At 66.0% G+C, this 12,374-nt stretch carries 11 protein-coding genes; 10 read left to right on the top strand and 1 reads right to left on the bottom strand.

What is annotated here, in order from left to right:
- Positions 1-473 precede the first annotated feature (473 nt).
- From HGO92_RS24760 to HGO92_RS19090, 10 genes are all read left to right on the top strand, one after another.
- A complete protein-coding gene (locus HGO92_RS24760) occupies positions 474-674 on the top strand; it encodes a PLD nuclease N-terminal domain-containing protein (protein WP_440915789.1) in 201 nt (66 codons plus the stop codon).
- 247 nt (positions 675-921) lie between these two features.
- The gene (locus HGO92_RS19050; protein WP_346769026.1) at positions 922-1,833 is read left to right on the top strand and encodes a GlxA family transcriptional regulator; all 912 of its coding nucleotides are present in this window, start codon (positions 922-924) and stop codon (positions 1,831-1,833) included.
- A gap of 10 nt (positions 1,834-1,843) precedes the next feature.
- Entirely contained in the window at positions 1,844-2,482 is a 639-nt protein-coding gene (locus HGO92_RS19055; RefSeq protein WP_169997652.1) for an HD domain-containing protein, read from the top strand.
- A 105-nt stretch (positions 2,483-2,587) separates the two neighbouring features.
- On the top strand, positions 2,588-3,661 hold the full coding sequence (locus tag HGO92_RS24555; RefSeq protein ID WP_169997654.1) for an alcohol dehydrogenase catalytic domain-containing protein: 1,074 nt from the start codon (positions 2,588-2,590) through the stop codon (positions 3,659-3,661).
- A 100-nt stretch (positions 3,662-3,761) separates the two neighbouring features.
- Complete coding sequence (locus HGO92_RS19065) at positions 3,762-4,460, top strand: FCD domain-containing protein (protein ID WP_169997656.1); 699 nt, start codon at positions 3,762-3,764, stop codon at positions 4,458-4,460.
- 59 nt (positions 4,461-4,519) lie between these two features.
- Positions 4,520-5,530, top strand: a complete 1,011-nt coding sequence (locus HGO92_RS19070; RefSeq protein WP_169997658.1) for an asparaginase — start codon at positions 4,520-4,522, stop codon at positions 5,528-5,530.
- 15 nt (positions 5,531-5,545) lie between these two features.
- A complete protein-coding gene (locus HGO92_RS19075; protein WP_169997660.1) occupies positions 5,546-6,949 on the top strand; it encodes an aspartate ammonia-lyase in 1,404 nt (467 codons plus the stop codon).
- 57 nt (positions 6,950-7,006) lie between these two features.
- A complete protein-coding gene (locus HGO92_RS19080) occupies positions 7,007-8,521 on the top strand; it encodes an amino acid permease (protein WP_169997662.1) in 1,515 nt (504 codons plus the stop codon).
- A gap of 143 nt (positions 8,522-8,664) precedes the next feature.
- Positions 8,665-9,867, top strand: coding sequence for an MFS transporter (locus tag HGO92_RS19085; protein ID WP_240974773.1), 1,203 nt, complete (start codon positions 8,665-8,667; stop codon positions 9,865-9,867).
- Positions 9,868-9,936: 69 nt separating this feature from the next.
- Entirely contained in the window at positions 9,937-10,590 is a 654-nt protein-coding gene (locus HGO92_RS19090; protein WP_169997666.1) for an SAM-dependent methyltransferase, read from the top strand.
- A 75-nt stretch (positions 10,591-10,665) separates the two neighbouring features.
- Here the strand turns inward: HGO92_RS19090 and HGO92_RS19095 are convergent, their stop codons facing one another.
- Positions 10,666-12,192 (bottom strand): SLC13 family permease, encoded by a 1,527-nt coding sequence (locus tag HGO92_RS19095; RefSeq protein WP_169997668.1) that lies wholly within the window; start codon positions 12,190-12,192, stop codon positions 10,666-10,668.
- Between the last annotated feature and the right edge of the window lie 182 nt (positions 12,193-12,374).

Consider the following 12,374-nt stretch of genomic DNA (forward strand, 5'->3'; position numbering starts at 1 on the left):
GGGCTTTCAGTCAGAGCAGTGCGATGCTCCCCAATAAGCCAGGCAAAGATCCATGCCATGGATGCGGCATGTCAGCGGACCTCATTACCTCCGCTGCGGTGACGCTCAAAGGTGCTTCAGTGATGATCGCCGGTTCCCAGCCGGCCCACTCGTTGTCTTTGCCTGACCCCAACTCCTTCAGGTTAGGAGCCCTTCTGTTGGAATAGCAAGGGGTTTGGACCCCGTAATCCCGCGGGAAAACACCTTTGTCCGTGGTTAATGGATTAGGTAGGCCTATACGTCTTGAATGGTGCAATCCCTGGGGCTGACGGGCGGGCTATCGATCTCATCCTTCGGACTGATGCCGCCCGCCGTGCGGGAAATCTAGACTCTCAAACGGGGGTTGGAAAAATCGTGGCCGACCGGAAACTGGCTGGCACTGCACCCCGGATGGACCGAGGGAACGGGGGATGCGCGTGGAGTATGTCCAGTTGATGTGGCTTGATTGTGCCGGCCCTTTTGCCCTCTGCCTCAACGCAGGAGCGCTGGTCAGCGTCCTCCGCAGCACCTTCTCTGCGGCAGCCAAAACCGCCTGGGCCTGTGTGGTCCTCCTCGTCCCGGTCCTTGGCGCCTCCTTCTGGTTGGCAGCACATCGCACTCTCCGTAAGAACCAGCGGGGAGATGTCCATTCGTGATGGAATAACCAAAGGCAGCCCGACAAACCGGTTATAGGGGCTGACCAGAATCGAGGCGTCCATTGGCAACCGCACGCCGCAGCACTTCTGTGCGGGTGGGAATCCTGGTTTTCGACGGCGTGAAACTGCTCGACGTCGCCGGCCCGGCGGAGGCATTCGCCGAGGCAAACCTGCTCGGTGCTTCCTATGAACTTGTCCTCCTGTCACCGGATGGGAACGACGTTGTTTCTTCTGTGGGCATGCGGCTGTGTCGGTTGATGGCACGGCGGTCGAGGCGGCGGGCTTTCACACCGTCCTGGTGGCCGGCGGAGATGCCCTGCCCAGGAAACAGGTTTCCGCCGGGCTGGTCGCCGCCGCCGAACACCTGGCCCGGAACACCCAACGTATGTCCTCCATCTGCACGGGTGCCTTCGTTCTTGCCGCGGCGGGGTTGCTCGAGGGCCGCCGTGCCACTACACACTGGAAACACACCCAGGAGCTGGCGCTGCGTCACCCGACAACGCACGTGGAGCCTGACGCCATCTTTATCAGTGATGGCCACATCCACACCTCGGCCGGCGTCACCGCGGGAATCGACCTTGCCCTGGCGCTAATCGAAGACGACCACGGCCCGGATCTGGCCCGGGCGGTAGCCCGTTCCCTGGTGGTGTACATGCAGCGTTCGGGCGGCCAGTCGCAATTCTCTGCCCCGCTACAGGGGGATCCGCCCAAGTCCTCGCCGCTGCGCCCGGTGCTCGACGCCGTTCAGGCTGATCCAGCGGCGGAGCACTCCGTTCCGGCACTTGCCCGCAACGCCAACCTGAGCGTGCGGCACCTGACACGGCTCTTCCGCGAGGAGCTGCAGACCACCCCCTCGAAATATGTGGAGCTCGTCCGCTTCGACACCGCCAAGGCCCTGCTGGACGCGGGCTACAGCGTCACGGAAGCGGCCGAACGCTCCGGATTCGGCAATTCCGAAGCGCTGCGGCGGACCTTCATCGCGAGGATCGGCGTGCCGCCGTCGAAATACCACAGCTTTTTCGGTCGACGGCGAAAAACGGCTGAAAGTCACCGAACGCCATGGCCGAATCTGAGGGAATGTCGTCCTTCGCGACGGGGCCTGTCCCAGCCCCGCCGGACAGTATGGAAAGTGGGTACATTCCCGTGCCCCAGTATTTAAGGAGACATTCATGGCGGAAGTCATTGCCGGCATTACGGTTCCGGACACCGAACTCGTGCGGAACGCAACCGAACTGGTCCGCGGTACCACCGACGACTTATTGTTCGACCATTCCCGGCGGGTGTTCCTCTTCGGCGCGCTCCAGGGCCGGCGCCTCGGCCTCGATGTCGACCACGAACTGCTCTATGTAGGCGCCCTCTTCCACGACCTGGGCCTGACGGATAAGTACGGCACGGACAAGCTGCGCTTCGAGGTCGACGGCGCCAACGCCGCCAAGACATTCCTGCTGGACCACGGACGCTCGGAGGCTGACGCGACCAAGGTGTGGACCGCCGTCGCACTCCACACCACCCCTGGCGTGCCCGAATTCATGGATCCGGAAATCGCGCTGGTGACCGCCGGCGTGGAGACCGATGTCCTGGGTATCGGATACCAGGACCTTGAGCGGACCGACATCGACGCCGTCACCGCCGCGCACCCGCGGCCGGACTTCAAGCGTCAGATCCTGGCAGCCTTCACGGAGGGCAACAGGCACCGCCCGGAGACCACTTTCGGCAACGTCAACGCCGATGTGCTCGAGCACTTCAGCCCTGGTTTCCGCCGCACGGACTTCGTGGAGATCATCCAGAACTCTGCCTGGCCCGAGTAAGTCCCGCCTTCCGCGGTCCGGTTCGCCTCAGTGTTAGCGAGGACCTGTTGCCGTTAGGATCGGAACAGGAGCCCGTAAAGGGGCAGCAACGGGGAGGGGCATACAGTGGCATCGTCACCAGCTGCTGCCGGCCTCCCCGGCCCAAAATCCCCGGGGCTCGCCCTCGCCCGGGTCAGCCTTGAAGCAGGCGGCGTTGCCCTTGTCCCCCACAGGCCCCGCGCTCCGCGGCCCGACGAGGTGGAGCTCAAGGTGACGCTGTGCGGACTCTCCGGCGCCGACGTCGTTGTTTATCATGCCGATCCGGCCTTCGACTGGGTCCGTCCGGGCACGGTGCTCGGGCACGAAGCCGTGGGAGTGGTATCTGCCGTCGGCCTGCTGGTGCCGGAATGGCCGGCCCCGGGGACGCGCGTTGTTCCCGTATCCACGCTCAGCTGCGGCGGCTGCGAAGAATGCCTGGCCGACCGGCCGCAGCAGTGCATTCGGCCCAGCACCCTAGGACTCAACCGTGACGGAACGGCAGCGCGGACCGCCCTGGTTCCGTGGCAGAACCTGCTGGCGGTGCCGGAGGGTCTCCCGGATACGACGGCGGTGCTCGCCGAGCCCACGTCCGTCGCCTGGCGCGCCGCCGCCACCGTGGGACAGATCCGTCCCGGCGACCGCGTGGCGGTTTCGACCACGCGGGCCGTTGGGCTGCTTGCTGCCCTGATTGCCCGGAACCTGGGCGCCGACGTCGTAATGGTGGGACGGCCCGGCCCCCACCATCAGCAACGCCAGGAACTTGCCGCGAGCCTCGGCCTGCGCAACACCACCGCGCCCGAGCCGGAGAGCGTTGATGTCTGGATCGAGGCGTCCGGTTCGGGCAAGCAGCTGGCTTCCGCCGTGGAGGTGCTCCGACCGGGCGGCAAGCTTGTACTGGTAGCCATGTACGCCACGGGTGCGCGGCAAACGGTGAACACGGTGGTCGGCAAGGAGCTGACCGTGCTGACCAGTTATGCTTCCACCCGCTCGGACTTTGACGACGCGCTGGCGTTCCTGACCACCATGCCGGACCTCGGCGAGCGCCTGATTACCGTCTACCCAATAGGGCAGGCCGTGGAGGCGCTGCGGCTGACGGCCGAAGGCGCCCCGGCCGACGATGGCCGCCCGCTGGTCAAAGCGGTGCTCCGGCCGAACGGCTGACTCCGCTGGCTCACCGGCTGACCGGACGAATCCGCTGGTCAGGCAGCTGACCCTTGGGTCAAATTGACACATGCGTGTGACCCGTGACATATTTCTCTGCGTGAACCTGTCAGACAGCTGGACAGCAGGACAGCCCATTGTCCGCGTCGGTGCCGCCGAGGCCGTACTGCGCTCCCTCCGCGCCGCCATCGAAGAAGGCAAGCTCCCGGTCGGCACTAAGCTCAGCTCGGAGGCCGCGCTCGCCCAGCAGTACGCCGTGAGCCGCTCCGTGATCCGCGAGGCGCTGCGGTCCTGCGCGTCCCTGGGGCTGACGGTGACGCGGACCGGCAAGGGCACCTTCGTCATTTCGGACCGCGTGGCCTCGGACCTCACCCTCGGCCAGTACTCCGCCCGGGAACTGACCGAGGCCCGCCCGCACATCGAAGTTCCGGCCGCCGGGCTGGCCGCCGAACGCCGGAGCGACGAGGAGCTCGCGTTCCTGCGGGACGTCGTCCAGGCAATGTGCACCGAGGACGATCCGGAAGCCTGGGTCAGCCTCGACGCCAGCTTCCATTCCGCTATCGCCCGGGCCAGCGGCAACCGCGTGTTCGAGTCGGTGGTGGCGGACATCCGCGACGCGCTGGCGCATCAGTCCGAGACGCTGAACATGGTGGCAGGCCGCCAGCAGAAATCCGATGTGGAACACCGCCGCATCGTCGACGCCATTGAGGCCGGTTCCGCCGCTGAAGCCAGCGCCGCCATGCGCGACCATCTGGCCGCGGTGGGCGTGGCCCTGGACCGCCTGCTGAACGCCAGCTGATTCATCCAGGCGCCTTCCGCCTCGCTCCTTTTTGACCGCATTCCCAACAGAAAGCCGCCATGCTGCCCTTGATATCCCAGGCTGAACCCGGCCAGCCCTGCGCCGTGCCCCGGCCGAACCATGTCCCGCTCGCCGAGCAGACCCGCGACGGCCTGGTGGAAAGCGTCCACTACGGTTCCGTCATCGCCTTGGATTACGACGGCGGCACCCGGCTTTCCGCCGGCCACCCCCTGGCGCTGTTCTACCCCCGTTCCTCGCTCAAGCCGCTGCAGGCCGTGGCCATGGTCCGCGCCGGCCTGGACCTGCCGCCGGACCTGCTGGCCCTGGCCGCGGCGAGCCACTCCGGCTCCAGCGGACACCAGGACGGAGCGATGCGCATTCTCCAATTACACGGTCTCACCGAAGCGGTGCTCGAGAACACGGTTGACCTGCCGTATGGCGATGCGGAACGGCAGAGCTGGCTCCGCGCCGGCGGCGAAGCGTCGCAGCTGGCCCAGAACTGCTCGGGCAAGCACGCCGCCATGACGGCTACCTGCGTGATCAACGGCTGGCCGGTAGCCGGGTATCTCAATCCGGAACATCCGCTGCAGGCGGCGATTGCCGCCGTCGTTCTTGAGCTGACCGGCGAGGAATCCCCGCTGGCCAGCACGGACGGTTGCGGCACGCCGCTCTTTGCCCTGAGCCTGCTTGCAATGGCCCGCGCGTTTGGCCGGATTGCCTCCGCCGCGCCGGGCACGGCAGAGGCCGCCGTGGCCAACGCAATGATGGCGCATCCCGAACAGGTCGCCGGTGCCGGCCGGGATGTCACCGCGCTGATGCGGCTGGTTCCCGGCCTGCTGGCTAAGGACGGTTTTGAGGGCCTGCAGCTGGTGGGGCTCCGCGATGGCCGCGCCGTTGCAGTCAAGATCTCGGACGGTTCAGACCGCGCCCGGCTGCCGGTCACCCTCCACGCACTGGCAGCCCTCGGCCTCGACCCCGGCCTGCTGCAAACTCTTGCCCCTGCACCCATCCTGGGCGGCGGGCGTCCGGTGGGAGAGCTCCGCGCCATCGATTTCAGCACCTCGAACTAAGGAATAAGAACACCAATGACAGCTTCGTCATTCCGTACCGACCACGATCTGCTGGGCTACCGGGACATTCCCGCGGACGCCTACTGGGGCGTCCACAGCCTGCGGGCGCTGGAGAACTTCCCCATCACCGGCCAGCCGCTCTCAAGCAATGCCCACCTGGTCAAGGGCCTGGCGGCCGTGAAACTCGCGGCAGCGCGCACCAACGAAGAACTGGGTCTGCTCGACTCCGTCCGCGCCAACGCCATTGCCCAGGCCTGCCAGGAAATCATCGACGGCAAGCTGCACGAGCAGTTCGTCGTCGACGTTGTACAGGGCGGTGCCGGCACGTCCTCGAACATGAATGCCAACGAGGTCATCGCCAACCGGGCGCTGGAGATCCTCGGCCAGGCCAAGGGAGACTACTCCAAACTGCACCCCAACGACCATGTAAACCTGAGCCAGTCCACCAACGATGTCTATCCCACTGCGGTCCGCGTGGCTACCATCAACAGCGTGCGCAGCCTGCTGGATGCCCTGGCCACCATGGAAGAAGCCTTCGCCGACAAGGCCGCGGAATTCCGCACCGTGGTCAAGATGGGCCGCACCCAACTGCAGGATGCCGTGCCCATGACCCTGGGCCAGGAATTCGGCACCTACGCCGTGACCGTGGGCGAAGACCGGGAACGGCTCGCCGAAGCTACGCTGCTGATCCACGAGATCAACCTCGGCGCCACCGCGATCGGCACCGGCCTGAACGCCCCGGCCGGCTACAGCGAAGCAGCCTGCCGCCATCTGGCAGAGGTGACCGGTCTGCCCCTGGTCACCTCGGTGGACCTGATCGAGGCGACCCAGGACGTGGGCGCCTTTGTCCATCTCTCCGGCGTGCTCAAGCGGGTGGCCGTGAAGCTGTCGAAGATCTGCAACGATCTGCGGCTGCTCTCCTCAGGCCCGCGCGCCGGGTTCGGTGAAATCAACCTGCCGGCGGTGCAGTCCGGCTCGTCCATCATGCCCGGCAAGATCAACCCGGTGATTCCCGAGGTGGTCAGCCAGGTGGCGTACGAGGTGGTCGGCAACGACGTCACCATCACGATGGCCGCCGAATCCGGCCAGTTGCAGCTCAACGCGTTCGAGCCCATCATCGTGCATAGCCTGGACAAGAGCATTTCCCACCTCGAGGCCGCCTGCCGGACCCTGACCGAGCGCTGCATCCGCGGCATCACGGCCAATACCGAACGCCTCCGGCTCACCGTGCAGCAGTCCATCGGCCTGGTCACGGCGCTGAACCCGCGGCTCGGCTACGCCGCCGCTACCGCCATCGCCCAGGAAGCGCAGGCCACCGGCCGCGGCGTGGCCGAACTGGTCCTTGAGCACCAGTTGCTTACCGGTGCCGAACTGGATGAGCTGCTCTCGCCCGAGCGGCTCGCCAACCTCAGCAACTAAGTCCCCTCCCCCGCAATCCGCAACAGCAATCCAGGTCCCCCACCCAGAAGGACAACCATGACTCCCCCACCCCAGGGACTCCAGAACGCCAAACCCGTTCACACCGACCACCCCTCCGACACCGCACTGCATGCCGAAGACCAGGGCTACCACAAGGGCCTCAAACCCCGGCAGATCCAGATGATCGCCATTGGCGGCGCCATCGGCACCGGTCTGTTCATGGGTGCCGGCGGCCGGCTGGCAGACGCCGGCCCCGCCCTGGTACTGATCTACGCCATCTGCGGCTTCTTCGCCTTCCTGATCCTGCGGGCCCTGGGCGAACTGATCATGCACCGGCCGTCGTCGGGCTCCTTTGTCTCCTACGCCCGCGAATTTTTCGGCGAAAAGGCGGCCTTCGCAACCGGCTGGCTGTACTGGCTCAACTGGGTCATGACGGCCATTGTCGATGTGACGGCCGTGGCCCTGTACATGAACTTCTTCGCCAAATACTGGGCACCCATCGGCGACGTGCCGCAGTGGGTCTTCGCCCTCGGCGCCCTGGTGCTGGTGCTGGGCCTGAACCTGGTTTCCGTCAAGGTCTTCGGCGAGCTGGAATTCTGGTTCGCGCTGATCAAGGTCGTCTCCCTGGTCGCCTTCCTCTTGGTGGGCATCTACTTCGTCATCTTCGGCACTCCGCTGGAAGGCCATGAGGTCGGCTTCAGCCTGATCTCCGGCAACGGCGGCATCTTCCCCAACGGCGTGATGCCGGCCATCGTGGTCATCCAGGGCGTGGTCTTTGCCTACGCCTCGATCGAGCTCATCGGCACCGCCGCCGGCGAGACCAAGAACCCCGAAAAGGTCATCCCGCGGGCCATCAACACCGTGATCCTGCGCATCGCTGTCTTCTACGTCGGCTCGCTGGTGCTGCTGTCCCTGCTGCTGCCGTACACCGCCTACAAGGCCGGTGAAAGCCCGTTCGTGACGTTCTTCGGCACCATCGGCGTGGCCGGTGTCGACGCCATCATGAACCTCGTGGTGCTCACCGCCGCGCTCTCCTCGCTGAACGCCGGCCTCTACTCCACCGGCCGCATCATGCGCTCCATGTCCGTCTCCGGTTCCGCCCCCAAGTTCGCCGGGCGGATGAACAAGTCCGGCGTGCCGTACGGCGGCATCGCCCTCACCGCTGTCGTCGCTCTCCTGGGTGTCGCGCTGAACGCGATCGTGCCGGCGAAGGCCTTCGAGATCGTCCTCAACGCCGCTGCCATCGGCATCATCAGCGCCTGGGGCATGATCATTCTGTGCCAGCTGAAACTGGGCCACTGGGCGAAGAAGGGTCTGCTGACCCGGCCGGCCTTCCGGCTGCCCGGCGCCCCGTTCACCGGCTACCTGACGCTGGCCTTCCTCGCCGCGGTACTGGTACTGATGGCCTTCGATACCCCGGTGGGCACCTGGACCGTGGCCTCGCTGGCCATCATCATCCCGGCGCTCATGTTCGGCTGGTACCGCTGCCGCGACAACATCTACGCCATCGCCGCACGGCGCGAGGCAGAAGAGGCGCGGACACAGGCCGAGTACGTTTCTTCCGACGTCTGACGCCTGCCCCTCTGCGGAGCGAAGGTCCGGCAGCGGTGCCCATCCGGGTACGGCTACCGGACCTTCGCCTTGGAACGCGCGATAATCGAGAGATGCGGCCGGAAACCGGCCGGGTGTGCCGGCTGGAATCTGCGGGAGGGCCTTTGCGCGAGAAACTGTGGACCAGGAATTTCGTGCTGGCTATCGGCACTAACCTGTTCATCTACATGGTTTTCTACCTGCTGATGACCTCGATGGCGCTGTACGCGCTGGAACGGTTCCAGGCGGCGGACAGCGCCGCCGGCTTTGCCTCGAGCGCGTTCATTGTCGGCGCCCTGGTGTCACGGTTCTTCGCCGGCATCCTGCTGGACAAGGTGGGGCGGCGCCGGATCCTGCTGCTGGCCCTGTTGGTGTTCGTCGCCGTGTCCGTGCTCTACATCCCTGCCGGATCGCTCGAGTTGCTGCTTGTGCTGCGTCTGGTCCACGGTGCCGCCTTCGGGCTGGCGCACACCGCCGTGACCACCGGGGCGCAGGCACTGATCCCGCAGGCACGGCGCAGCGAGGGCACCGGCTACTTCGCGTCCTCGACAACCATCGCTACCGCCCTGGGCCCGTTCCTCGCCGTGCTGCTGGCCAACGGCGCGGATTTCCAGGCCGTGTTCTGGTTCAGCGCCGGCTGCTCGGCCGCCGCCTTCGCCGTCGCCCTTGCCTTGCGCCTGCCCGAGAACGACGACGACGAGGGTCCCATTGATGGCGAAGCGGAACCGGAGGGGCGCGCAGCCCGCGTGCTGGCCGCCGTCATCGAACCTCGGGCCCTGCCGGTGGCCAGCATCGTGCTGGTGGCGGGCTTGGCTTACTCAGGCGTGCTGTCCTTCCTGACCTCGTACGCGGCAGCGAGCGGCGACCCCTCAGCCGCTGGCCTTTATTTCCTGGTCTTCGCCGCGGCGGTGCTGGTCTCGCGGCTGTCCGTGGGGCGGCTCCATGACCGCAGGGGCGACAACGTTGTCATGTATCCGTCGCTGCTGATCTTCGCCGTCGGGCTGGCAGTGCTGGCGGCCGGGTCCTCGCCGGCGACGGTTACCGTGGCCGGCATCCTGACCGGTTTCGGCTTCGGTACCCTGGTTCCGTGCAGCCAGGCGATCGTGGTCAACGCCGTGCAGGCACGGCGGCTGGGCACCGCCATCGCCACCTATTACCTGATGTTCGACGTCGGCACCGGCTTCGGCCCGGTCCTGCTGGGCCTGCTGATTCCGCTCGCCGGATACCAGGGCATGTACGTTGCCACGGGTGTCCTCATGATCGCCTGCATCGGGCTCTACTTCGCAGTGCACGGCCGCAGGACTCCGAGCGAAACGACCCGTGTGTAGCCAGCGTCTCCGTTCGCTGATCGCAGGATGCATTCTCCCTGACAGTGGCCCGGCGTAAAGTCTGAAGACATGAGCGAACATGTTGGCCATAACCATGGCGAAACGGAAGTGCCGGACGATTTTTGGGAATCCTTCTACGCCGAACGGGACCAGATCTGGAGCGGCAACCCGAACGCGATGCTGGTCCGCGAGGCCTCAGACCTGCAGCCCGGCAATGCCTTGGAATTGGGCTGCGGAGAAGGTGCGGATGCCATTTGGTTAGCCACGCAGGGCTGGCAGGTTACCGGCATCGACGTCTCGGAGCTCGCCTTGGAGCGGGCGGCGAAGCATGCCGAGGACGCCGGCGTGGCGGAGAAGATCCAGTGGCTGAAGCGGGATCTGTCCAGTTGGGAGCCGACAACCCAGTACGATCTGGTTTCGGCCCAGTTCCTGCATTCACCGATCGAGCTGCCCCGCAACAGCATCCTCGCGGCGGCAGCGCGGGCGGTTGCCCCCGGCGGCGCTTTGCTGGTGGTCGGGCACGAGTCCTTCCCGTCCTGGTCCAAACATCCCGAACCGCACGAACCGTTGCCCACCGCCGCGGAGCTTGCGGTGGAACTCGGGCTCAACGCCCCCGACTGGTCGCTGGAAACGGTCGACTCGGTGGTCCGCGATATCACCGGGCCGGAGGGACAGACCGGCACGCTGACAGACAGCGTGCTGCTGGCCCGCCGCGCCGGATAAGACACCTCCTTAACGACAGCGGCACCCGGCCAGGTTCTTACCCTTGGCCGGGTGCCGCTCATCAGTTGCTGAGGCTTAGCCCCACGGGATGGCGCCGAGCAGGATGCCCACGGCGAGCATCACCAGCGAGACCACTGCGGCACGCCAGAGGACCTTCTTGTGGTGGTCGCCCAGCTCGACACTGGCCAGTGAAACCAGCAGCAGGATCGCCGGAACCAGCGGGCTCTGCATGTGCACCGGCTGCCCGGTGATCGATGCGCGGGCCATTTCCGCCGGGGTGATGCCGAAGTGGCCGGCGGTCTCGCTCAGCACCGGCAGCACACCGAAGTAGAACGCGTCATTGCTCATGAAGAACGTCATCGGGATGCTCAGCAGTCCGGTGATCACGGCCATGAACGGGCCCATCGAGTCCGGGATGATGTCGACCAGCCAGGCGGACATGGCGTCCACCATGCCGGTGCCGTTCAGCACGCCGGTCAGTACGCCTGCGGCCATAACCATGGACACCACGGCCAGCACGCTCTGGGCATGGGCCACCAGCTGCGTCGCCTGGTCCTTGACCTTGGGGAAGTTCACCAGCAGGGCAATAGCGGCGCCGACCATGAAGACGAAGGCCAGCGGCACGATGTCCAGCACGAGCACCACCATGACGGTGGCGGTCAGCGCCAGGTTGAACCAGAACAGCTTGGGGCGCAGCGTGGCGCGGTTGGGATCCAGTGCGGAATCCACCAGTGCCGAGTCCGCGTCGATGACCGGCTCCCGCGCGTCCAGCACCGCTACGGAACCGCCGCCGCCCTGGCCGTTCGAAGAACCAACGACGGCGGTGCCTCCGTTGCCGCCGAAGCCGCCGCGGCCGTTGCCGGCACCCGTGCCCGCCGAAGCGGAACCGCCGTCAACAGAACCGGCCGCAGCGCCGCCGTCGTTGTTGGCACTGCCGTTTGCACTGCCCTTGGCGTTGCCGCCGTCGTTCCAGAACTCCGGCTTGGCGTTGGCGAGGCGCTTGCGCTCGTGCAGGCCCAGGGTCCAGGCGAAGACCATCACGATGATCATGCCGGCGATCAGGGACGGGATCATGGGGACAAAAACGTCGGTGGGCGAGACGTCCAGGGCAGCGGCGGCGCGTGCCGTGGGACCGCCCCAAGGGACGATGTTCATGGTCCCGTTGGCCAGACCCGCCACACAGGTCAGCACTACCGGGCTCAGGCCCAGGCGCAGGTAGATCGGCAGCATCGCCGCGGTGGTGAGGATGAAGGTGGTGGAACCGTCGCCGTCCAGCGACACGACGGCGGCCAGCACGGCCGTCCCCATGACCACCTTGGCCGGGTCGTTGCCCAGCGTGCGCAGGATAAAGCGCACCAGCGGGTCGAACAGCCCGACGTCGATCATCAGGCCGAAAAAGATGATGGCGAACATCAGCAGGGCGGCCGTGGAAGTCAGGGACTTCATCGATTCCAGGACCATCTCGCCGATGCCGAGGCCGGCGCCAGCGAAGAGGCCAAAGATAGTGGGGACCAGAATGAGCGCCAACACCGGTGTCAGCTTCTTGGTCATGATCAGTGCCATAAAGACCGCGATCATCGCGAATCCGAGAAATACCAGCACAACAACTCCTTAAAACAGCAGGCCGGGTGCGTGTGACCGGCCTTACAAACTGTAAGGTGGGCCGGATCACGGATGGCGGTTTAGCCCACTTGAGGTGCATACTGCTTATTGCGCACGTTTTGCTCATTTAGCTCACAGGCCTGCCGATCTGCCGGATCCGCGGGCGTAACATCCGCCGGATC

The organism is Crystallibacter degradans (assembly GCF_012952295.1).
Lineage (GTDB): Bacteria > Actinomycetota > Actinomycetes > Actinomycetales > Micrococcaceae > Crystallibacter > Crystallibacter degradans.

Bases quoted from the DNA above. Each gene is read 5' to 3' on its own strand.
- HGO92_RS24760 (WP_440915789.1), top strand. From the start codon at position 474: ATGTGGCTTGATTGTGCCGGCCCTTTTGCCCTCTGCCTCAACGCAGGA.
- HGO92_RS19055 (WP_169997652.1), top strand. From the start codon at position 1,844: ATGGCGGAAGTCATTGCCGGCATTACGGTTCCGGACACCGAACTCGTG.
- HGO92_RS19070 (WP_169997658.1), top strand. From the start codon at position 4,520: ATGCTGCCCTTGATATCCCAGGCTGAACCCGGCCAGCCCTGCGCCGTG.
- HGO92_RS19075 (WP_169997660.1), top strand. From the start codon at position 5,546: ATGACAGCTTCGTCATTCCGTACCGACCACGATCTGCTGGGCTACCGG.
- HGO92_RS19080 (WP_169997662.1), top strand. From the start codon at position 7,007: ATGACTCCCCCACCCCAGGGACTCCAGAACGCCAAACCCGTTCACACC.
- HGO92_RS19090 (WP_169997666.1), top strand. From the start codon at position 9,937: ATGAGCGAACATGTTGGCCATAACCATGGCGAAACGGAAGTGCCGGAC.